Genomic DNA, 20,265 nt, shown 5'->3' with positions numbered 1-20,265 from the left:
TCGCCAGGAGCGAGTCACAGGGAGGCTCCTCCTGTGACCGGCTCGTCGCGAGGAAGCGGGGGAACCCGTCGAGAAGGTCCCGCGTCTCAACAGTCGTGATCAACCAAGCGATGGCAACAGTACTGGTGATCGGATCGCTGCTGGGCGGAACCGGCGTGGCCCACGCGGGCGCCACCGAGATCCCCAAGGGGTTCCTGCTGACCGAGCCCGCAGCGACCGCGGGACCGATCATGGAGGACGAGGAGTGGTGGAAGATCAGTAACAGTCTGTCCCGGCAGCTCGAACTCAATCCCTGTCGCACGAAGGGGAAACCCCGTGACGGCCGGGTCGCGATGCGCACCATCACGTACTCGAACAGCGCTCCCTCCGGGAGCAGCGAACAGCTCGTGCTGTACAGGAGCACCAGGCCCGCCCAGGCCGCGTTCCGTAAGCTTCGGACGGACCTGGCCAGGTGCCCGAGGCGGGAAACGGCGAAGGGCGACACCGGCTCCAGGTTCGGCTACGTCGGCAAGCCGTTGCGGGTCGGAGACGAGGCCCTGTCTGTCGCGGGTTACTTCCACAAGCAGGGGAAGCGTGAGCGTGAGCCCGTCGAGATGGGGGTCGTCGCCCGCCGGGGCGCCGCGCTGTTCATCTACACCGACATCGGCAACGGCCTGGGAGCGGGCAAGAAAATCGTCAACCAGGCGAAGAAGATGACGAAGAAGGTGTGCGACCTGCCTGGGGTGTGCGGGTAGGTCGCCCGCTTCGGGAAAAGACCGATGTCCCCTGCCGGAATCGAGCAGTACCGGCAGGGGGCGTCGCATACCGCTGTGTGGACCACGAACTACCCGAGCTGACCGGCGCGGTGGCATCGTGGTCAGCCTGGGTGTGGTTCGTGGTCGCCCGGCGGGCAGAACGGGTTACAGAGCACGTCGACCCACACGTCGGCGACCGGCGCGGTGATCTGCTCGACGACCTCGGCCGAGATCACCTCGTCCGTGACATCAGCCCAGATCAGGCGTACGGCGGCGGCCAGCGTGACGATGCAGGTGCCGCACCGCGCGCAGACGCGCACGTCGCCGGGCGTGTCCAGCACGGGCAGCGGACCGCTCACCGAGATCCCGGTTCCACGCAGACGAACCAGACGGTCTTGCCCCCCGGCGCGGACTCCACCCCCCACCGCTCCGCGTAGGCCGAGACGATCGCCAGCCCGCGACCGTGCTCCGAGTCCGGACCGGCCAGGAGCGGGGTCGGCCACACCGCGCCGTGGTCGGTGACCTCCCCGCACACGATCCGCCCGTGCCGGTGCAGGGAGAGGGTGATCGGCGCCCGCCCGTGCACGACCGCGTTGCTCACCAGCTCGGACACGACCATGGTCACGTCCTCCGTCACGGCGGAGATGCCCCAGGTGACGAGGGCTTCCCGCGCCAGCCGCCGCGCCGCACCGACCACTTCGGGATCGGCGGGCAGGTCCCAGCACGCCTCAAGAGCCTTGCGAGGTGTCTTCATAAGTTTCTCCAGCCGAGGCGAGACCGACAGAGTGAATGCCGCGCTTACCGTGCGTGGGATCAGAACTGCGAGGTCCGAATCCGACCAGGACAGCGACCGATGTCACACAGCATCACGAGCTACTTACAGAACGTGTTCGCTTGACGGCCCCATGATGTGGCCCGCACAGTCGATACTGCAACTCTCATTTTGAAACTCGACCGATATGTCTTCTCTTGCGTCGAGTGCTCTACGATCAGCATCCCTACGCTTTGGAGGCAAGCGATGACAAACAGTGGCCAGAGTCCAACTGTGCGCCGCCGACGTCTGGCCGCCGAACTCCGGCGTCTACGCGAAGCCGCCGGTCTGACCATGGAGGAGGTCGCTCAATCGCTGGATCTGTCACGAGCCACGATTTCGCGCCTCGAAGCGGGCAAAACAGCCCGACCACGCCCACGCGACATTCGGGACATCCTCCAGCTGTACAAGGTAGGAGATCCACAGCGGGAGGCGGTCATGGACCTTGCCCGAGGTGCCCGCGAACGAGGATGGTGGGAGCAGTACAAGGGCGTCCTCACCGGCACCTATGTAGGACTCGAAGCGGAAGCATCCTCAATCGATACTTTCGAACCCCTTGTGATCCCTGGCTTGCTGCAGACCTCCGCATACACAACCGAGTTGATCCGAGCCTCTCTGGCTGACCCCGCTGAGATCGACAAGCGCGTGGAAGCGCGGATGCGCCGACAGGAGATCCTCCAGCGTCCAAACCCACCCCGATACCGCGCGATCATCGATGAAGCAGCCCTGCTACGGCCTGTAGGCGACACGAAGGTCATGCGCGACCAGCTTCGCAAGTTGATCGACACCCATCCGCTTGAGCACATGACCATTCAGGTCATTCCGATGTCGGCCGGTCCGCACATCGGCCTATGGGGTCAGTTCGTCATTCTCGGGTTTCCTGACTCCACTGATCAGGACGTTGTCTACATTGAAACCCCGACAGACAATCTCTATCTCGAAGAGCCTAAACATCTCGAACGTTATAACCTGGTGATGCAGCGCCTCGCTGCCAACGCACTTGGAGCTGACGCCTCGATCGCGTATCTGTCCGAACTCATCGACCGGTTGTGAGGCACCAATGGATCTTTCTAACGCCGAGTGGCACAAGAGCACCCTCAGCCAGGGCGACGGCAACAATTGCGTGGAAGTCGCACTGAACCTTCCCGGTATCGTCGCGATACGTGATTCGAAGGCCCCTAACGAGCCGAGCCTGATCTTCACCCCCTCGGCGTGGTCCGCCTTCATCGACAATATACAAAACGGCCAGCTCGACTGACCAAAACCCGCTGTACAAACCGAGAGGTAATCATGGATCTCCCCCAGCCTCATCCCCTCGCCTGGCGAAAGAGTTCCTATTCCGGCTCGGGCGACAACTGTGTCGAAGTCGCGGCGCTCCCCAACGGAGGCCAGGCCGTACGGGACTCCAAAAACCCCACCGGCCCCGTCCTGAAGTTCTCCCCTGGCGCATGGAACACCTTCATCAGCGGTATCAAGGACGGCCGGCTCGGCTGACGGACACCCGCTGTACGTGTACAACCAGCCACCGAGCCAAGATTTCCATCTCAGCTGGCGGCTGGTCGGGTTCAAGCGCATGCCGATGAACGGCGAGTCCAATGCGCCCCGGTGACGCGCCGATCACATATCTGTCCGAACTCACCGACCGGTTGCGAGGCACCGATGGATCTGTCGCCGAATGGCGCAGAGGGAGCGCGGCGGCCTCCGCTCAGCGCACCACGTCCCGGTCGGCGAGCTCTCCATTGTCGCGAGTGAGCAGCAGGTAACGCTCCTCATACAGCGGCCTGGCGGGTGCGCCGCCCAGGTCGTCGACGGTCACCGGGCCGCCTTCCCGCGCGAGGTCGCGCTCGGCCCAGACCGATGACGACGTCCGCCGAGACGAAAGAGGGGGCCTGTCCGGCCGCGAAGTAATGATCAGCCTCGTTCTAGACTCGGCGGGTGGGGGTTCACCCAGGCACGGAAAAGGGGGCGTCCGTTGTCCGAGAGCGCACAGGGCCGCACGTACCTGTTCTCCTACGGGACGCTGCGCCAGCGCGAGGTACAGCTGTCCACCTTCGGCCGCGAGCTGGACGGCACCCCGGACCTGTTGCCGGGCTACACGGTGACGACGGTGGAGATCACCGACCCCGACGTCATCGCGGTCAGCGGCACCGCCCGTCATCCGATCGTGCGCGCGACGGGCGACCTCTCCCACGCCGTCGAGGGAACGGTGTTCGCGATCACCGACGCCGAACTGGCCGCCGCCGACGACTACGAGGTGGCCGACTACCGCCGGGTGTTCGTGAGGCTCGCCTCGGGCGTGCTCGCCTGGGTTTACATCGATTCCTGAGCTCCGGGGTCCGGGAGAGGGCGCTCGACCGGCCCGGTCGACAGCGCGTTCGCCTCACAGAAGCACGGAAGGGACGACCTCGATGACCACCGCTCCCGCGGGAGGCTTCGATTACGACACCCACGGCCACGGATACGCCGTCCAGCGCCGTACCGATCCGCGCATCGCCGCCCTCGTCCACGCCGCGCTGGGCGAGGCCCGTACCGTCGTCAACATCGGCGCCGGGGCCGGCGGCGGCGAGAAGTACGTCGACCGGCACCGCGCGCGGGGCAGGCTGCCGGCCAGGGGGCGGATCGAGCTGCTCGTCGATCCCGACTCGGCGTTCCTGGAGCTCTCGCCGCTGGCGGGCTGGGGCAGCGACTTCCCCGTGGGAGCGAGCGTGGTCACCGGGATAGGGGTGGTCGAGGGCGTCGAGTGCGTGCTCGTCGCCAACGACCCGACGGTGCGGGGCGGCTCGTCCAACCCGTGGACGCTGCGCAAGACGCTCAGGGCGGCCGACATCGCCTTCGAGAACCGGCTGCCGCTGATCAACCTGGTGGAGTCCGGCGGGGCCGACCTGCCGACCCAGAAGGAGATCTTCATCCCCGGCGGCCGGATCTTCCGCGACCTGACCCGCCTGTCGGCGGCCGGGATCCCCACGATCGCCCTGGTCTTCGGCAACTCCACCGCCGGCGGGGCGTACGTACCGGGGATGAGCGACCACGTGGTCATGGTCAAGGAACGCGCGAAGGTCTTCCTCGGAGGTCCACCGCTGGTCAGGATGGCCACCGGGGAGGAGTCCGACGACGAGTCGCTGGGCGGTGCCGAGATGCACGCCCGGGTCAGCGGGCTGGCCGACTACCTGGCCGCCGACGAGCACGACGCGCTGCGGATCGGGCGGCAGATCGTCAGGGGCCTGAACCGGCGGAAGCCCGGCGTCTCCGCCGGGGCCGCAGGTGATCCGCTGTACGACGAGGACGAACTGCTGGGCATCGTGCCCGAGGACCTGAAGATCCCGTTCGACCCGCCGACCCTCGTTTCCTGTTCTCCTGGCCCAGCGCGAAGTCGGCGGTCATGGGGCCCGCCCAGCTCGCCGGAGTGCTGTCCATCGTCGGCAGGGCCGCGGCCCAGGCCCGGGGGCAGGTCTACGACGAGGAGGGCGACGCGGCGATGCGCCGGATGGTCGAGGCGCAGATCGAGGCCGAGTCGCTGCCGTTCTTCCTGTCCGGCCGCCTCTACGACGACGGGGTGATCGACCCCCGCGACACCCGGATGGTCCTGGGCCTGTGCCTGTCCGCCGTACACAACGCCCCCGCCCCGGAGCCCGCGGGCTTCGGCGTCTTCCGGATGTGACCATGCCCGCGAACATGCCCGCGAACATGCCCGTGACCGCCCCGCGGATCCGCCGCCTGCTCGTCGCCAACCGGGGTGAGACCGTCGAGTTCCTCGTCAGGGGCGAGCTGGTCGCCTTCCTGGAGATGAACACCCGCCTGCAGGTGGAGCATCCGGTGACCGAGTGCGTCCACGGCGTCGACCTCGTCGAGCTGCAGCTGCGGATCGCCGAGGGCGCCCGGCTGCCCGCGTCGCCGCCCGAGCCGTCCGGACACGCCGTCGAGGTGCGCCTGTACGCCGAGGACCCGGCCCGCGACTGGCTCCCGCAGAGCGGCACCCTGCACCGCTTCGAGATCCCCGGCGTGGACTCCCGCTTCGCGCCCGCCCCCGGCGGGCGGCACGGCCTGCGGCTGGGTCGGCGCGGGGCAGGTGCTCGTGGTGCTCGAGGCCATGAAGATGGAGCACCGGATCGCCGCCCCCGCGCCGGGCACGGTGGCGGCGGTGAACGTGACTCCGGGCCGCCAGGTCGAGGCCGGGTTCGTGCTGGTCGTGATCGAGGAGCAGACTTGATCCCCTCCCCGGGCTCTCCGGAGCCGAAGTGCGGGGTCTTGCCGCTGGAAGGATTCAGATGAAAACCGATGGAGGTTGGCCGGTGGAGCGCCTGGTGCACAGGGAGGTGTCCGGAGGGGTGGCGACGATCACCCTCGACTCCCCCCGCAACCGCAACGCCCTGTCGGTGCGGTTGCTGGGCGACCTGGAGGACCGGCTCAACTGGGCGCTGGCCGAGGAGAGCGTCCGGGTGATCGTGCTCACCGGGACCGGACCGGTGTTCTGCGCCGGCGCCGACCTGAAGGAGCAGCGGGTGGCCCCCGGCAGCGCGCACGAGGCACCGGTGACCGCGTCGTTTCCGGAGGTCATGAGCCTGATCTGGGAGAGCCCGAAGCCGGTCGTGTGCAGGCTGAACGGCACCGCGCGGGCCGGGGGGCTCGGTCTGGTGGCGGCCTGTGACTTCGCGATCGCCCCGGACTCGGCGTCGTTCGCGTTCAGCGAGGTGCGGCTCGGCGTGGTGCCCGCGATGATCGCGGTGACCGTGCTGCGGCGGCTCGACCCGCGCGCCGCCGCCGAGTACCTGCTCACCGGGGAGACGTTCGACGCCGCCCGCGCCAGGGAGATCGGGCTGCTCACCCGCGCCGTGCCGGAGGAGGAGCTGGACGCGACGGTCGCCCACTACACCGGCATGCTGCTGCGCGGCGGCCCCGAGTCGCTCGCCCTCACCAAGCAGCTCGTGCGGACCGTGCCCGGGCTGAGCGTGGAGGAGGGCATGCGCCAGATGGCCGAGCTGTCCGCCCGGCGCTTCACCTCCGCCGAGGGGCAGGAGGGGATCGCCGCCTTCATGGAGAAGCGGCCCGCGTCGTGGATCCCCGGGCCCGAGGCGGGCTGATGCGCCATGGCGGGCCAGCGCTCCTCACCGGGCGCGCGTCCGAGACGCCCCTGCCCGAGGAGATCTGATGCTGCGCGTCGCCAACTGCTCCGGCTTCTACGGCGACCGGCTGTCGGCCGCCAGGGAGATGGTGGAGGGCGGTCCGATCGACGTGCTCACCGGCGACTGGCTCGCCGAGCTGACCATGCTGATCCTGGCCGGGAACCGGCTCAAGGGCCGCCCCGGCTACGCGCCGACCTTCCTGAAACAGTTGGAGGAGGTCCTCGGGACCTGCCTGGAGCGGGGCATCAAGATCGTCTCTAACGCGGGCGGGCTGGATCCCGCCGGGTGCGCCGGGGCGGTGGCCGAGCTGGCGGGGCGCCTCGGGCTGCCCAACCTGCTCGCCCTCAACTTCGTCGTCCACGGCCTCCTCGGCCGCGGCGTGGCCGCCGGCCCCCGCCTCGACGCGCAGGCCAAGGCCCTTGGCGAGGAACTCCGCGCCGTACTCGCCGACATCCCGCGGCGCCTCCTGTGATCCCCCGGCATATGCGTTATCTCGTGCTTGAAACCTTCACGCAACCCTCCAAACTCTAGGATTGCTCGCAATTGCTCCATGAGCGTGGTTCGGGGAAGGATTCAGTCATGCGCCTCCGGTTTCTTGGTTCCACCTCCGAGGCGGGCGCCTGCCCCTCCCTCTACGAGACCGACCGCGGGACCATCGTGGTCCAGGGCCTTCGGGTGACCGATGCGGAGGCGCTGGCCGATCTGCGCCATGTCCTGGAGGGTGAAACCGCCGTCGAGGTGCCCCGCGAGTTGCTCGTGGACATCGCGCGCCGAGTACTTTCTGTAAATATTGGTCACGATTAGGAGTGCTCTCTGGCTTGATCCATATGCTCGGGTCTAGCGTCGTGCGCACCACGCGGGAGATGACCTGAACTCATGGGAAGAGCAGGCGGGCAAGAGCGGCCAGGGAGGTCGTGTGAGCGGGTTCCAGCAGGCCAGAACCGAGCTCGGCGCACGGTTGCGGCACCTGCGGGAGACCGCCCGCCTGTCGGGCAAGGAGCTGGCCGAGCGGCTGAGGTGGCAGGCCTCCAAGGTCTCCCGGATCGAGAACGCCCGCCAGACCGTCACCGAGGACGACATCGTCCAGTGGGCACGGGCCACAGACGCCTCCCCCGAGGTGGTCGAGGACCTGGTGGAGCACGCGCTGGGACTCTCGGATCGCCAGGACTCCTGGCGGCAGCGGCACCGCGGCGGACTGGCCGCCCTCCAGGAGGACGTCCGCGACATGGAGGCGCGGACCACGCTGCTGCGGGTGTTCGAGCCCGGCGTGGTCATCGGCCTGCTGCAGACCACCGAGTACGCCCGGAGCATCTTCACCCGGATCAGGCGCCTCCACCAAACCCCTGACGAGATCGACGCGGCCATCCGGATCCGCATGCGGCGCCAGGACATCCTCTACGACCAGAGCAGGCGGTTCAGGCTCGTCCTGCCGGAGGCGGTGCTGCGCTACCGGCTGGCCCCGCTGGACGTGATGCGCGGGCAACTCGACCGGTTACTGGCGGTGACCGCGCTGCCGAATGTGGCGTTCGGCGTGATCCCCTTCGAGGCACCCCTGCCCTCGGCGCCGCTCAACGGTTTCTGGGTGTACGACGACGACCATGTCTCGGTGCCGACCAGGACGAGGGACCTGCTTCTCCGCGACCCGGACGACGTCGCCTTCTACGCGCGAACCTTCGAGGAACTCTGCGAGGTCGCGGCCTTCGGGGAGAGTGCCAGGTCTGTGATCGTCCGCGTACTCAACGATTTCTCCGGACAACCAGCAGACTAAACGCCGCAATTGCTTGATTAGCATCCCAAGATCGTGCAAGTCTCTGTCGGGACGGAGGTGACGCATGATGCTGGACACGCTGTCTTGTCTGGAGAGGTTCGCAACCGCGATACGGCTGCACGCCGACCTTTCCGTGCAGCGGATCTCGTTCGGCGATCCCGCGTACGTGTACGTCCGCAACCGTTTCAGCAACACCCTGGCCGAGACCGTGACCTGCTCCCAGGACGGCCGTTTCATCACCTCGTGGGGTTACCGGCTCGGCACCAGTGAGAACATCGACGGCGCCGCGGCGCGGCTGGCCTTCCTGCTCGCCGCCCTGCCCACCCCCCAGGTCTGACTCCCCAGATCTGACCTGGTCAGAGCCGACCAGCTCCCCAGGTCTGACCTGCTCAGAGCCGACCAGGCCGCCCGGACGCCCCCGCCTCGGCGGCCCACGATCTCCCCCGCGCAAACCGCCCCCGAGCGGCCTCCCGCCGTTACGGGGCCTCGGCCGGCTCGTCGGGGAAGTCCGAGAGGCGGAGGCCGACCTCCCTGGCGGCGGCGACCCTGGCGTGATGGAGCATCCGGCTCCGGGACATGTTGCCGGTGTGCAGGGTGTACCGGACCACGAGGCCGTCGAGCATGCCGTCGATCCGCTCGGCCGAGCCCAGGGGGTCGTCGCAGATGAACTCGCCCGAGGCCACACCGTCGGAGATCACCCGGCCGAGGATCTCGATCCAGGCGCCCTCAAGCTCCAGCAGGATGGTGCGGACGTGCTCCTCGCGCACTCCCACGGCCCAGGCGTCGACCCAGAGGATCCAGCTCTGGTCGGATCGGGAGGCCGGGATGTAGAAGCGCAGGACACGGTCGAGGCGCTGGACGGCGGTGCCGGGACCCGCGACGATCTCCTTCAGCCGCTGGACCTCCGAGTCACTGGTGCTGCGGAGCATCTCGGTGATGAGATCGTCCTTGGTGGCGAAGTGGTAGTGGATCAGGCCGCCGCTCACGTTCGTCGCCCTGGCGATGTCGGCGACGCGGGTGCTGGCCAGCCCGCGCTCGAGCACGACCCGCCTGGCGGCTTCAAGGAGCTCCGCTCGGCGCTGGTCGGCCTGGTCGGCGCGGCGGCTGCGCGCTCCTCCTCCGCTGTGCACGGCGCAAGACTACAGCAGCGCGGGCCCGCCGCCTCCGTACTCCTGACCGGCTGATCAGTCAATGGCTCCGCCCCTGCCGCACCGACCGTATCCGGTCACCGCACGGGCGAGGAGAGCGGGAGCGGCACGGCGCCGGCCGCCCGGAGACAGTCCGTCCCGGACGGCCGGCGTGCGGCTCAGCCGCAGCGGTACAGAGGGACCGGCCGGCGTGCCGGCTCAGCCGCAGCGGTACAGGGACCGGTCGGCGGAACCGCCGTACTCCGACGCCTTGACCGCCGTGCAGTTGCCTCGCACCCACTCGGTCGCCCGGGAGCCACCCCCGTCGGGACCACCCCGGTCGTCTCCGGTCATCACGTACCTGAGCCGCCCCGAGGAGACGAGCCCTGCGAGCCGGTCCACGGTCATGGCGGGGTCACTCCCGGTGAAGCCGCCCATGGCGATGACGGGCAGCCCTGTCGACAGGATGGCCGAGGAGGCGCCCCGCGCGCTGCTCACCGCCACCAGCCAGGTCGCGCCGTCCCGGTGCTGCTTCAGGTATTCGATCATCTGCTGGTCCATCGCCCCGCCGGGGCCGCCCCGCATCCCGCCTCCGGCCGGGAGGCCGTCGCCCAGCTGCGGGGCGGCGTCACCGGTCGCCCCCCGCTGCGAATTCTGTCCCGGTACGCCGCTGGGAGGGCCCGCGTCACCCTCGGGGACTCCACCGGGGACTCCACCGGGGAAGCCGCCCCGCATGCCGCCGAAACCGCCGCTCCCGGCGGGACCCGCGGTGGGGTTGGTGCCGTTGACGGCCGAGCCGAGCGGGGTCAGCGCATAGGCGGCGGGCCCGGCGAGGCCGGCCGCCAGCCCGGTCGCCAGCGCGACGGCGGCGATCCGCAGCCTGAGCCGCGGCCCCAAGCGGGCCAGGAACAGCCCGGCGACCGCCGTCACGGTGGTCGCGGCGACCGCCCAGGCCAGCCAGGGCACGAAGTCCGCGCTGCGGCGGAGCACGATGAACGCCCACGCCCCGGTGACCGCGATCCCCGCGGGCAGCACCCACGACCACGCCCTGGAGTGCCGGTAGGCCCTCCAGGTGAGCACCCCGCCGAGACCGGTCAGGGCGGCGACGGCCGGGGCCATCGCGGTGGAGTAGTACGGGTGGAAGGTACCGCTGGAGAAGCTGAACACGACGTAGTGGACCGCGAGCCAGCCGCCCCACAGCAGCAGGGCGATCCTGCCGCCGCGGAGCGGGCCGCGGGCGGTCAGGACCAGGCCCGCGACCAGGACGATCACGGCGAAGGGCAGCAGCCAGGAGATCTGCCCGGCCATGATGTCGTTGAACAGGCGTCCGGCGCCCGCCTCGCCGCCGAACCCCATCCCGCCGCCCCGCCCCCCGCCGTTGCCGAAGATCCGTCCGAGGCCGTTGTAGCCGATGACGAGATCCCAGACGGAGTTGTCGGTGCTGCCCCCGACGTAGGGGCGGCTCGCCGCGGGCCACGCGTCCACGATCACCATCCACCAGGCGCTGGAGGCCACCAGCGCGACACCCGCCGCGAGCAGGTGCCCGAGGCGGCGGAGCAGCGCCCCCGGAGCCATGGCCAGGTAGAGCGGGGCGAAGGCCGGGAGCACCAGGTAGGCCTGGAGCATCTTGGTGTTGAACGCCAGGCCGACGAACACCGCCGAGGCGACGAGCGTGCGCATCCGGCCGGTTCGTACCGCCTCCTGACAGAACCAGGCCGCGACGAATTCGAGGGGTCGTCGCAACACAGTGATCACTTACTGGCGGTGGGAAGCACTCGGGTTCCAGGGATCGTCGCGACGGCTGATCCGTTCAGGGGGTGCGACGACCCCTTGAATCCGCCCGGCCGGGGGCTCTCAAGCGGTCACCTCTTGGCGGGGGCGGAGAACGTCATGACCCCGAGGTGGCCGGCGCCCTCCCTGGTCAGCTTCATCAGCAGGCTGTCGTCGTAGAAGGAGTCGGAGTCGTTCCTCAGTCGCTGCCCGGTGTGGCCGGCGTACGGCCGCGCCGCGTAGACCCGGTCGGAGACCTTCTCGTCGAAGAACATCTGGGTGGTCAGCACCCGGGCGTTGCCGATGTGCACCATCGCGTGGATGTGCACGCTGCGCCCCTGGTACCAGCCCGGGTAGATCGTGACGAACTCCACGATGCCGTCGGCGTTGGTGACCTGGGCACCGCGCAGGTAGCGCCCCTCGTCGGTGGGCGTGCCGTCGCCCGCCCCCGGCCTCCGGCCGCCCGCCCCCGGGCCGCCGGGACCGCCGCTCGGCGGCACGCCGGTCGGGCGCTCCCCCGTGGGGCCGTCGCCGCCAACCGCCCGGGAGGCACTCTCGAAACCGGAGTAGAGGCCTCCCGCGTCGCAGTGCCAGATCTCCACCACCGCGCTGGGAATCGGCTCACAGGTGGTGGCGTCCTGCACCCGGATCGCCACCCGCAGCGTGCTCCCCTGCCGGTCCTCGCGGATGTCGCTGCGGATCCTGTCCGCGTCGAAGTGGTACGGGCCCTGGGTGACCTCCTCGGTCAGGACGCACGTCGACGCGTCCTCGAACAGCGCGGCCAGTCCGGTGGAGGACGCGGTGGTCGGCTGAACGGTCGCGGTGCCACCCGTGGTCGTCGCCACCTGCCTGGTGGTGCTCTCCGGCCCGGCGCAGGCGGCCAGCAGCGCCCCCAGGCCCACGGTGCCGAACCCGGCCAGGGCCGTCCTCCGGTCGATGTTCTTCATGGTGATGTCCTCCTCGTATCGGTTCCCACGCTCACCGTGCCCTCTGCGATCTCGCTGAGCGAATTCTTGACGCCTGATGAGAGACCTCACGGCGCCGCGGGAAGGCGGGCGCGGACGGGGGAGCCCGGCAGGCGGAGGCGCGCGAGGGTTCCGCCCCCCTCGGCGTTCTCCAGTCCCACCTCTCCCCCGGCGTCGCGCACGGCCTTGGCCACGATGGCCAGACCCAGCCCCGACCCGGGCATGCTGCGGGCCGAGGACGACCGCCAGAACCTGTCGAACACATACGGCAGCTCCCCCTGGGGGATGCCGGGACCGTGGTCCCTGACCGTCAGCTCGCCGTCGCGGAGCCGCACGCTCACCGGGCCTTCCTGCCCTTGCGAGAACTTCACCGCGTTGTCCAGCAGGTTCAGCACGGCCCGCTCCAGAGCGGCCTGGTCACCTCGCAGGTACCAGGGGCGCAGTTCCACCTCGATCGGGATGTCGGGGGCGCGCGGCCGCGCCCGGCGCACGGCCGCCTCGACGACGTCGTGGAAGGCGACCTCGACGTACGGCTCGTGCTCGTCCTCGGTGCGCGAGAGCTGCAGCAGGTCACCGACGAGCGTGGACATCTCCTCGAACTGGGCCTTGAGGTTGGTCAGCAGCCTGCGCTTGGGGGCGGGGTCGAGCGGGCGCCCGGTGTTCTCGCTGCGCAGCAACAGGTCGATGTTTGTGCGCAGGCTGGTGAGCGGGGTGCGCAACTCGTGCCCCGCGTCGGCGATCAGCCGTCGCTGGCGCTCGCGGGACCCGGCCAGCGCGGTGGTCATCGCGTTGAAGGAGACGCCGAGTCTGGCGATCTCGTCGGTGCCCTCGACGGGGATCCTGGTGTCGAGGTCCTCGGTCCTGGCGACGTACTCGACGGCCTCGGTCAGCCGGCCGACCGGGCGCAGTGCGGTGCGGGAGACCAGCAGCCCGGCCGAGGCCGCGCCGAGTACGCCGAGCGCAGCGACCCCGGCGAGTATCCAGGCGAGGGCGGCGAGGGTGGCGTGGACCTCCTCCAGCGACCGGGACTCCATGATCGCGAGGCCGGGCCCGACGTTCCTCGTCATCACCCGGACCTCCTCGCCGCCCTCGGTCACCCCGTTCCGGTAAGCCCTCGTGCCCGGCAGGGCATGGGTCAGGGCCAGATCGGCCGGGGTGACCCTGACGGGAGTGGCGCCCACGACGCACCGGCCGCCGTCCGCGTAGATCAGCTGGGTGGGCGGGAGGCGGAGCGGCGGCCTGCGCTCGTCGATGAGCTCCCTCGGACCCTTCAGCCCTCCCGAGCAGTACGCCTCGATCCACTCGATGCCCTGCGGCCCCTTCTGCACGCCCAGGGAGCGCTCCACCTGCCGCAGCAGTTCTGCCCTGACGACGAACCAGCACAGCACCGCGCACACCGCGATCGCCAGCGCCACGGCCGCCGCCACCAGCAGGGTCAGCCGCGAGCGCAGGGAGCGGCGACCGTTCACGCGGAGTTCCGCAGCACGTAGCCGACCCCCCGGACCGTGTGGATCAGCCGGGGACGCCCGCCGCTCTCGGTCTTGCGGCGCAGGTACATGACGTAGACGTCGAGGGAGTTGGAGGAGGGCTCGAAGTCGAAGCCCCACACCTCGCTGAGGATCTGCTCGCGGGTGAGCACCTGACGGGGATGGACCATGAGCAGCTCCAGCAGCAGGTACTCGGTACGGGTCAGCTCCAGCCGCTCGCCCGCCCTGGTGACCTCGCGGCTGGCGATGTCCATCCGCAGGTCGCCGAAGGCCAGGCGCGCGCCGTCCTCGGCCGCGGGCGCGCTCAGCGCGCCGCGCCGCAGCAGCGCCCTGACCCGCGCCAGCAGCTCGTCCAGCTCGAACGGCTTGACCAGGTAGTCGTCGGCTCCCGCGTCCAGGCCCGACACCCGGTCGCCCACGGCGTCGCGGGCGGTGAGCATGAGCACCGGCAGCTGACCGCCCGCCGCCCTGAGCCTGCGGCAGGCGGTCAGCCCGTCCAGCCGGGGCATCATCACATCCAGCAGGACCAGCTCGTACGGCTCCCGCTCCAGCGTCTCCAGCGCCTCCTGTCCGTCCGAGGCCACGCCGACCCGGTAGCCCTCGAACTCCAGGCTGCTCTGCAGCGCCTCCCTGAGCGCGGGCTCGTCGTCCACGACCAGCACCCGCGCCGCCTCACCGTCACCCATGGCCCTCACGTTAGACGCTCATCATGAGAACCCGATGAACACCTCCGGCCCCCTTGCCCAGGCCGGACGGGCTCAGGTGAGCAGCGCCATGGCCTCAGGTGAGCAGCGCCATGGCGGCGTTGTGGCCGGGGATGCCGCTGACGCCGCCGCCGCGCCGCGCGCCCGCCCCGCAGAGCAGGACGCGCTCGAAGTCGGTCTCCACGCCCCAGCGCCCCGGTTCCCCGTACGGCCAGGACAGGTCGCGGTGGAAGATGTGGCCGCCCGGCAGGCCCGCCTCGGCCTCCAGGTCGACCGGTGTCTTGGCCTCCAGGCAGAGGCTGCCGTCCGGGGCGCGCAGCAGGCAGTCCTCGACGGGTTCCGCGAGCACCCGGTTCATCGAGGCGAGCGTGGCGCGCAGCGCGGCCTCGCGCGCCCCGGCCGGGTCGTCGCGGAACAGCCTGGCCGGCATGTGCAGGCCGAACAGCGTCATCGTGTGGGCTCCGGCCTCCCGCAGCCCCCGGCCGAGGATGGACGGGTCGGTCAGCGAGTGGCAGTAGACCTCGGCCGGGGGCAGGGTGGGGATCCGCCCGGCCGACGCCTCCGCGTACGCCCGGGCGAGCTGGTCGCGGCCCTCGTTGATGTGGAAGGTGCCGCTGAACGCGGCCTCGGGGTCCACACCGGGGTCCCTCAGGCGCGGCAGCCGCGACAGCACCATGTTGACCTTGAGCTGGGCGCCCTCCGGGGCGGGCTCGGCACCGCCAAGGAGCCGGGCGAGCACGGCGGGCGGCACGTTGGCCAGCACCCGCTCGCCCACCACCGTGTGCTCCCCGCCCTCGTCGCGGAAGACGACCTCGCCCGAGGCGTCGACCGCGAGGACCTCCGCGCCGGTCAGGATCTCAGCCCCCGCGGCGCGGGCGGCGTCGGCGAGCGCGCCGGAGACCGCGCCCATGCCGCCGACGGGGACGTTCCAGTCACCGGTCCCGTCGCCGATCACGTGGTAGAGCAGGCACCGGTTGGCCGACAGGCCCGGGTCCGAGGGGTCGGCGAAGGTGCCGATGAGGGCGTCGGTGAGGACCACCCCGCGCACGGTGTCGTCGGCGAACCGCTCGTCCACCACCTCACCGATCGGCCGCTCGAACAGGTCACGCCACGCCTCGTCGCCGACGAGGCGCCGCATCGCCGCGCGGTCGGCGAGGGGTTCCAGCAGCGTCGGCGCGACCTTCCCGGCCACGTCGGCGGTCATCCGGTAGAAGCGGCGCCACGCGTCCAGCTCACCGGTGCCCCCGGTGACCCTGGCGAAGGAGGCGGCGGTCCGCGCGGCGTCGCCGTTGTCGACCAGCAGCCCGCTCTCCCCCACCGGCGTGTACGAGGCGTAGCGGCGTCGGCGCAGCGTGACATTGAGCCCCAGATCGGCCACGACCTTGGCGGGCAGCAGGCTGACCAGGTACGAGTAGCGCGAGAGCCGTGCGTCGACCCCGGGGAACGCCCGCGCCGACACGGCGAGACCACCGACGTGGTCGAGGCGCTCCAGGACGAGGACGCGCCGGCCCGCGCGGGCGAGGTAGGCGGCGGCGACCAGGCCGTTGTGGCCGCCTCCGACGATCACTGCTTCATAGCGAGAGCGGAGCACGAGACTTCCCTGCGGGTTGGGGGGACGGCGAGGCCGGGGGCTCCGGCCGCTCGGCGGCGGAGAGGGTGATTTTCAGCAGGGTGGCGGCGGGGCCGCTGGGGGTGCGACCTCGGCGCCAGACCGCCCGAAGGCGGCGCGCGAGGTCGATGTCCCTGGTGGGCACCTCGATCAGGCGGCCGGTGGCCAGCTCGGCCTCCACCGCGTAGCCGCTGAGCACGGCCGGGGCCGCGCCCTCTCGGGCGGCGCCCTTGACCGCGGCGTTGGAGCCGAGCTCCAGCTTCGGGGCGGCGACAACGTGGCCGGTCAGCGCGAGGTCCAGCGTCTCACGGGTGCCCGACCCCTGCTCCCGCACGACCAGCGGGGTGGCGGCCAGCTCGGCGGCGAGCAGCGGGGTACGGCGGCGCGCCCACGGATGGCCCGGCGCGACCACCACCACGAGCCGGTCCGTGGCCACCACCCGCGACACCAGCCCTGACGGCACCGAGGGGCCCTCCACGAACCCGAGCTCGATCTCGCCGCCGATCAGCTTCGCCACCTCTGCCGAGTTCTGCACGTCCAAGCCGACCTGGACCTGGGGCTCACGATTCTGGAGCTCTCCCAGCCAGCGCGGCAGCAGGTACTCGGCCACGGTCATGCTGGCGGCGATGTGCAGGTGGGCGGCCCTGCCGCGCCGTACCGCCTCCACCCCCCTCATGAGCTCCTCGGCCGCCGCCAGCACCTGCGCGGCCCAGGCCGAGACCATCGCGCCCTGCGGGGTGAGGACGGAGCCTCGCGGGGTGCGTTCCAGCAGTTCCAGCCCAAGGCGTCGTTCCAGCAGCGAGATGCGCTTGCTCACCGACGGCTGTGCGATGCCCGCGGCCCGGGCTGCCTGGCCGAGGCTGCCCAGGCGTTCCACATCGACGAGCAGGCGCAGGGACTCGATGTCGGGCAGCTCACTCATAGCCCCAGGCTATGACCTACCAGTAAGGAGACGGGTACCGGCCCCGCCGTACCACGCCGACACTCGGACCATGTTCTCCTCCCCGCCCACCCGTTCACCGGAACCTCCCCGGCGGTCCCACCCGGTGCCCGCGGGGACGGGCCTGGCACCGGCGACGGCATCGGCATCGGCATCGGCATCGGGGCTCGGGGGGCTCGCGCCGGGGCTCGGGGCCGTGGCCGTCGCGGTGGTGCTGGCCACGGCCACGACCCGGATCGTGCCCGAGGTGAGCGCCGCCGTGATCGCGGTGGCGTTCGGGGTCGCGCTCACCAACCTCGGCGGCCTGCACCGTTCGCTGGCCCCCGGGCTGAGGTTCGTCTCCCGCCGGGTGCTCCGCCTGGCGATCGTGCTGCTCGGGCTGCAGATCGCACTGCCGGAGCTGCTGGCGCTCGGCTGGCCGGTGCTGGCGGTGGTCGCGACGGGGACCGGTGTCACGTTCGCGGCGACGCGGTGGATCGGAGTCCGGGTCGGGGTGAGCCCGCGCAGGTCCCTGCTGATCGCGACCGGCGTGTCCGTCTGCGGGGCGGCGGCGGTGGCCGCCATGCACGAGGTCGCCGGAAGCGACGACGACGACGTGGCGGCCGCGGTCGGCGTGGTCGTCCTGTACGGCAGTGCCTCGATCGTCGCGCTGCCGCTGCTCGCGGGATCGCTGGGCCTGACACCGCACCAGCTGGGCATGTGGGCCGGCGCCTCGGTCCATGAGGTCGCGCAGGTCGCGGCCATCGGCGCGGCGGCCGGCGCGGGAGTCCTGGTGAGCGCGGTGGCCGTCAAGCTGGTCCGGGTCGTCCTGCTGGCCCCGATCGTCGGCCTCACCTCCGCCGCCCTGCGCTCTGCCTCGACGGAGCCTCCGGAGGCCGGGCGGACGGCAGGCCGGCCTCCGGTGCTGCCGTTGTTCGTCGCCGGCTTCGTCGTGGCCGTGGCGGCGCGGAGCCTGGGCGCGGTGCCACCCGAGGTCACGCGGGCCGTCCCCGGTCTGACGGCGACGCTGCTCGCGGCGGCGCTCTTCGCCCTGGGCACCGGTGTCGATCTCCGGAAGCTCGTGCGGGGCGGGCGGTCACTGCTCCTGGGCGGGATCGCCACGGCCATCATCGGCTGGATCTCACTGATCGGAGTCATACTCATTAGCTGATCTTTAAGTAGACGTCTCCCGGCAACCGCCGTAACGTGCTCTTTTTGGGGAAGACGGTGTCGTTTACACCGTTCCAAAAGCAAGCAACGATTACGAGCTCGGACAAGGAGACAGAACCAGCTCATGCGTACCACCCGACAGTCCCTCACCCGCGGCATGCCGCGCCCCTCGACCGAGGTGGCCGAGGCGCTGGAGCAGGGCGCCCCGATCGTGGCCCTGGAATCCACGATCATCTCGCACGGCCTGCCCCAGCCCCGCAACCTCGAGGTCGCGGTGGAGCTGGAGCGGCTCGTCCGTGAGGCCGGGGCGGTACCGGCGACGATCGCGGTACTGGACGGCGTGGCGCGCATCGGTCTCGACAAGAGCCAGCTGGAGCGCATCGCCGGCGAGCCCGGGCTTCGCAAGCTGGGCTTCCGCGACCTGCCCGCCGCCGCCGCACTCGGGGCGAGCGGGGCGACCACGGTCTCCGCCACCTCGTTCCTGGCCGCCAGGGCGGGAATCCGGATCTTCGCCACCGGCGGTCTCGGCGGTGTGCACCGCGGGTGGACCGACAGCCAGGACGAGTCGGCCGACCTCGACATGCTGAGCCGGACCCGCATCACCGTGGTCTGCGCGGGCGTGAAGTCGATCCTGGACGTCGGAGCCACCCTGCAGCGGCTGGAGACGCGCGGCGTCACGATCGCGGGGTTCCGTACCGACGAGTTCCCCGGCTTCTACCTGCACACCTCGGGCGAGCCGATCGACTGGCGGATCGAGACTCCGGCCGAGGCCGCGGACATCATGCGAGCCCAGGACGCGCTGGGCGGCCCGGAGAGCGCGCTGATCGTCGCCAACCCGGTGCCGCCGGCGGAGCAGCTCGACCCCGACCTGCACGACCGCGTCCTCGCCGAGGCCCTCGCCGCGGCCGAAGAACAGAAGATCACCGGCCAGGCCATCACCCCGTTCCTCCTGGGCTACCTGGTACGCGGCACCGGCGGCGCCTCGCTTGAGGCGAACCTGGCCGCGGTGCGGGGCAACGTCCGCGTCGCCGGGCAGATCGCGGCCTCCTGGAGCCGGGGAAACTGAGGAAACCATGACCGGAACGGGTCTGCTGGTCATCGGCGACGTGGTGACCGACGTCGTCGCGCTGCACGGCGGGTCGGCCAGGAGCGTCCTGGCCGTCGGCACGGACACCGCCGCCGACATCGTGCTGCGGCCCGGCGGCTCGGGGGCCAACACCGCCTCCTGGGCCGCCCGGCTGGGCGCCGACACGCGCATCCTGACCCGGGTCGGCTTCGACACCGCCGACTGGCACGCCGCCGAGCTGCGGCGCTTCGGAGTACGGCCCCATCTGCGGATCGACCCCGACCGGCCGACGGCCGTGGTGATCGCCATGGTCGACGTGACCGGGGAGCGTTCCATGCTCACCAACCGGGGGGCGGGCGGGCACATCGGCACGGGCGACTGGGACGAGAGCCTGCTGGAGGGGGTGGGCCATCTCCACCTGTCCGGATACACGCTGTTCGCCGAACCGGGGCTCCAGCTTTCCCGGCTGGCCATGGCCGAGGCGTCCCGGCGCGGCGTCTCGATCAGCGTGGACCCCGCCTCGACCGGATTCCTGCGCTCGTTCGGTGTCGAGCGGTTCATCCAGGAGACCCTGACCGCCCAGCTGATCATTCCCAACCTGGACGAGGCGCTGCTGCTCACCCGCGAGACCTCGGCCGAGGGGGCGGCGGAGATCCTGAGCCTGCGCTACGGCGCGGCGGCGGTGAAACTCGGCTCCCGCGGCGCGCTGATGGCCAGGAATGGAAAGTTGGCCGCCCGGGTTCCCGCGCTCACCACCGAGGTGATTGACTCCATTGGAGCGGGGGACGCGTTCGCGGCCGGGTTGCTGACGGCCCTGCTGAGCGGGGCCGGCGACGAGGCCGCGCTGGACGCCGGACGCCGTGCCGGAGCGGAGGCCGTGACGGTCTTGGGGGGCCGTCCACGTATCCTTCCGTCGGAGTTGGATACGAATGAGCTTTACCCTCTTAGCACCAATTGATAGCTTGCGGCGTAGGCTGCACCATTAGCCACACGCGTCACTTTGGGGAGGTTGCGG

The 20,265-nt window shown here is 70.8% G+C and carries 22 protein-coding genes and 2 pseudogenes; 15 read left to right on the top strand and 9 right to left on the bottom strand.

The window, feature by feature from the left end:
• The first annotated feature begins 110 nt into the window (after positions 1–110).
• Positions 111–734, top strand: coding sequence for a hypothetical protein (locus OIE13_RS08085; protein ID WP_326641459.1), 624 nt, complete (start codon positions 111–113; stop codon positions 732–734).
• A 122-nt stretch (positions 735–856) separates the two neighbouring features.
• Here OIE13_RS08085 and OIE13_RS08080 read toward each other — a convergent pair whose 3' ends face one another.
• A complete protein-coding gene (locus OIE13_RS08080) occupies positions 857–1,093 on the bottom strand; it encodes a hypothetical protein (protein WP_326641461.1) in 237 nt (78 codons plus the stop codon).
• A complete protein-coding gene (locus tag OIE13_RS08075) occupies positions 1,090–1,488 on the bottom strand; it encodes an ATP-binding protein (protein WP_326641463.1) in 399 nt (132 codons plus the stop codon). The genes OIE13_RS08080 and OIE13_RS08075 overlap by 4 nt, the downstream gene beginning before the upstream one ends.
• 291 nt (positions 1,489–1,779) lie before the next feature.
• Here OIE13_RS08075 and OIE13_RS08070 point away from each other — a divergent pair, with 291 nt between their 5' ends.
• From OIE13_RS08070 to OIE13_RS08020, 11 genes and pseudogenes are all read left to right on the top strand, one after another.
• Complete coding sequence (locus OIE13_RS08070; protein ID WP_326641465.1) at positions 1,780–2,598, top strand: helix-turn-helix domain-containing protein; 819 nt, start codon at positions 1,780–1,782, stop codon at positions 2,596–2,598.
• 7 nt (positions 2,599–2,605) lie between these two features.
• Positions 2,606–2,803 (top strand): DUF397 domain-containing protein, encoded by a 198-nt coding sequence (locus OIE13_RS08065; protein WP_326641466.1) that lies wholly within the window; start codon positions 2,606–2,608, stop codon positions 2,801–2,803.
• Positions 2,804–2,835: 32 nt separating this feature from the next.
• Complete coding sequence (locus OIE13_RS08060; protein WP_326641468.1) at positions 2,836–3,039, top strand: DUF397 domain-containing protein; 204 nt, start codon at positions 2,836–2,838, stop codon at positions 3,037–3,039.
• A gap of 478 nt (positions 3,040–3,517) precedes the next feature.
• Positions 3,518–3,871 (top strand): gamma-glutamylcyclotransferase family protein, encoded by a 354-nt coding sequence (locus tag OIE13_RS08055; protein ID WP_326641469.1) that lies wholly within the window; start codon positions 3,518–3,520, stop codon positions 3,869–3,871.
• 82 nt (positions 3,872–3,953) lie between these two features.
• Positions 3,954–5,203: pseudogene (locus tag OIE13_RS08050) on the top strand (acyl-CoA carboxylase subunit beta).
• A gap of 80 nt (positions 5,204–5,283) precedes the next feature.
• Positions 5,284–5,595 (top strand): annotated as a pseudogene (locus tag OIE13_RS08045) (ATP-binding protein); the annotation flags it as partial.
• Between the two features lie 215 nt (positions 5,596–5,810).
• Positions 5,811–6,623: an enoyl-CoA hydratase-related protein gene (locus OIE13_RS08040; protein ID WP_326641472.1), complete on the top strand. Its 813-nt coding sequence runs from the start codon at positions 5,811–5,813 to the stop codon at positions 6,621–6,623.
• Between the two features lie 67 nt (positions 6,624–6,690).
• Positions 6,691–7,137 (top strand): acyclic terpene utilization AtuA family protein, encoded by a 447-nt coding sequence (locus OIE13_RS08035; protein WP_442811613.1) that lies wholly within the window; start codon positions 6,691–6,693, stop codon positions 7,135–7,137.
• Positions 7,138–7,244: 107 nt separating this feature from the next.
• Positions 7,245–7,469: a hypothetical protein gene (locus OIE13_RS08030; protein WP_326641473.1), complete on the top strand. Its 225-nt coding sequence runs from the start codon at positions 7,245–7,247 to the stop codon at positions 7,467–7,469.
• A gap of 112 nt (positions 7,470–7,581) precedes the next feature.
• Positions 7,582–8,433, top strand: coding sequence for a helix-turn-helix domain-containing protein (locus OIE13_RS08025; RefSeq protein ID WP_326641475.1), 852 nt, complete (start codon positions 7,582–7,584; stop codon positions 8,431–8,433).
• Between the two features lie 64 nt (positions 8,434–8,497).
• Positions 8,498–8,770: a hypothetical protein gene (locus OIE13_RS08020; RefSeq protein WP_326641477.1), complete on the top strand. Its 273-nt coding sequence runs from the start codon at positions 8,498–8,500 to the stop codon at positions 8,768–8,770.
• 139 nt (positions 8,771–8,909) lie between these two features.
• Here the strand turns inward: OIE13_RS08020 and OIE13_RS08015 are convergent, their stop codons facing one another.
• From OIE13_RS08015 to OIE13_RS07985, 7 genes are all read right to left on the bottom strand, one after another.
• Entirely contained in the window at positions 8,910–9,563 is a 654-nt protein-coding gene (locus OIE13_RS08015) for a TetR/AcrR family transcriptional regulator (protein WP_326641479.1), read from the bottom strand.
• Positions 9,564–9,779: 216 nt separating this feature from the next.
• Positions 9,780–11,306: a glycosyltransferase family 39 protein gene (locus OIE13_RS08010; RefSeq protein WP_326641481.1), complete on the bottom strand. Its 1,527-nt coding sequence runs from the start codon at positions 11,304–11,306 to the stop codon at positions 9,780–9,782.
• Positions 11,307–11,422: 116 nt separating this feature from the next.
• Complete coding sequence (locus OIE13_RS08005; protein WP_326641483.1) at positions 11,423–12,277, bottom strand: dioxygenase family protein; 855 nt, start codon at positions 12,275–12,277, stop codon at positions 11,423–11,425.
• Positions 12,278–12,363: 86 nt separating this feature from the next.
• Complete coding sequence (locus OIE13_RS08000; RefSeq protein WP_326641484.1) at positions 12,364–13,764, bottom strand: sensor histidine kinase; 1,401 nt, start codon at positions 13,762–13,764, stop codon at positions 12,364–12,366.
• Positions 13,761–14,468 (bottom strand): response regulator transcription factor, encoded by a 708-nt coding sequence (locus OIE13_RS07995; RefSeq protein WP_326641485.1) that lies wholly within the window; start codon positions 14,466–14,468, stop codon positions 13,761–13,763. Before OIE13_RS07995 ends, OIE13_RS08000 begins: the two co-directional genes overlap by 4 nt.
• A gap of 94 nt (positions 14,469–14,562) precedes the next feature.
• Positions 14,563–16,077, bottom strand: coding sequence for a phytoene desaturase family protein (locus OIE13_RS07990; RefSeq protein WP_326641486.1), 1,515 nt, complete (start codon positions 16,075–16,077; stop codon positions 14,563–14,565).
• A complete protein-coding gene (locus OIE13_RS07985) occupies positions 16,058–17,017 on the bottom strand; it encodes a LysR family transcriptional regulator (RefSeq protein WP_326641487.1) in 960 nt (319 codons plus the stop codon). Before OIE13_RS07985 ends, OIE13_RS07990 begins: the two co-directional genes overlap by 20 nt.
• A gap of 70 nt (positions 17,018–17,087) precedes the next feature.
• Here OIE13_RS07985 and OIE13_RS07980 point away from each other — a divergent pair, with 70 nt between their 5' ends.
• The 3 genes from OIE13_RS07980 to OIE13_RS07970 all read left to right on the top strand — a co-directional run bounded on the left by OIE13_RS07980 (position 17,088) and on the right by OIE13_RS07970 (position 20,208).
• Positions 17,088–18,185 (top strand): YeiH family protein, encoded by a 1,098-nt coding sequence (locus OIE13_RS07980; protein ID WP_326641489.1) that lies wholly within the window; start codon positions 17,088–17,090, stop codon positions 18,183–18,185.
• A gap of 123 nt (positions 18,186–18,308) precedes the next feature.
• On the top strand, positions 18,309–19,250 hold the full coding sequence (locus OIE13_RS07975) for a pseudouridine-5'-phosphate glycosidase (protein WP_326829821.1): 942 nt from the start codon (positions 18,309–18,311) through the stop codon (positions 19,248–19,250).
• Between the two features lie 7 nt (positions 19,251–19,257).
• Complete coding sequence (locus OIE13_RS07970; protein ID WP_326829820.1) at positions 19,258–20,208, top strand: carbohydrate kinase family protein; 951 nt, start codon at positions 19,258–19,260, stop codon at positions 20,206–20,208.
• Positions 20,209–20,265: the final 57 nt, after the last annotated feature.

This window comes from Streptosporangium sp. NBC_01810 (assembly GCF_035917355.1).
Classification (GTDB): domain Bacteria; phylum Actinomycetota; class Actinomycetes; order Streptosporangiales; family Streptosporangiaceae; genus Streptosporangium.
The sequence above is the reverse complement of the archived record's forward strand: the minus strand, read 5'-3'. Positions and strand labels throughout refer to the sequence as shown.

What these genes read in the sequence shown, in the direction of transcription:
- OIE13_RS08020 (WP_326641477.1), top strand. Translation starts at nt 8,498, where the DNA reads ATGATGCTGGACACGCTGTCTTGTCTGGAGAGGTTCGCAACCGCGATA.
- OIE13_RS07985 (WP_326641487.1), bottom strand. Translation starts at nt 17,017, where the DNA reads ATGAGTGAGCTGCCCGACATCGAGTCCCTGCGCCTGCTCGTCGATGTG.
- OIE13_RS08060 (WP_326641468.1), top strand. Translation starts at nt 2,836, where the DNA reads ATGGATCTCCCCCAGCCTCATCCCCTCGCCTGGCGAAAGAGTTCCTAT.
- OIE13_RS08085 (WP_326641459.1), top strand. Translation starts at nt 111, where the DNA reads ATGGCAACAGTACTGGTGATCGGATCGCTGCTGGGCGGAACCGGCGTG.
- OIE13_RS07975 (WP_326829821.1), top strand. Translation starts at nt 18,309, where the DNA reads ATGCGTACCACCCGACAGTCCCTCACCCGCGGCATGCCGCGCCCCTCG.
- OIE13_RS08065 (WP_326641466.1), top strand. Translation starts at nt 2,606, where the DNA reads ATGGATCTTTCTAACGCCGAGTGGCACAAGAGCACCCTCAGCCAGGGC.
- OIE13_RS08035 (WP_442811613.1), top strand. Translation starts at nt 6,691, where the DNA reads ATGCTGCGCGTCGCCAACTGCTCCGGCTTCTACGGCGACCGGCTGTCG.
- OIE13_RS08005 (WP_326641483.1), bottom strand. Translation starts at nt 12,277, where the DNA reads ATGAAGAACATCGACCGGAGGACGGCCCTGGCCGGGTTCGGCACCGTG.
- OIE13_RS08030 (WP_326641473.1), top strand. Translation starts at nt 7,245, where the DNA reads ATGCGCCTCCGGTTTCTTGGTTCCACCTCCGAGGCGGGCGCCTGCCCC.
- OIE13_RS08040 (WP_326641472.1), top strand. Translation starts at nt 5,811, where the DNA reads ATGAAAACCGATGGAGGTTGGCCGGTGGAGCGCCTGGTGCACAGGGAG.
- OIE13_RS07970 (WP_326829820.1), top strand. Translation starts at nt 19,258, where the DNA reads ATGACCGGAACGGGTCTGCTGGTCATCGGCGACGTGGTGACCGACGTC.
- OIE13_RS07980 (WP_326641489.1), top strand. Translation starts at nt 17,088, where the DNA reads ATGTTCTCCTCCCCGCCCACCCGTTCACCGGAACCTCCCCGGCGGTCC.
- OIE13_RS08075 (WP_326641463.1), bottom strand. Translation starts at nt 1,488, where the DNA reads ATGAAGACACCTCGCAAGGCTCTTGAGGCGTGCTGGGACCTGCCCGCC.
- OIE13_RS07995 (WP_326641485.1), bottom strand. Translation starts at nt 14,468, where the DNA reads ATGGGTGACGGTGAGGCGGCGCGGGTGCTGGTCGTGGACGACGAGCCC.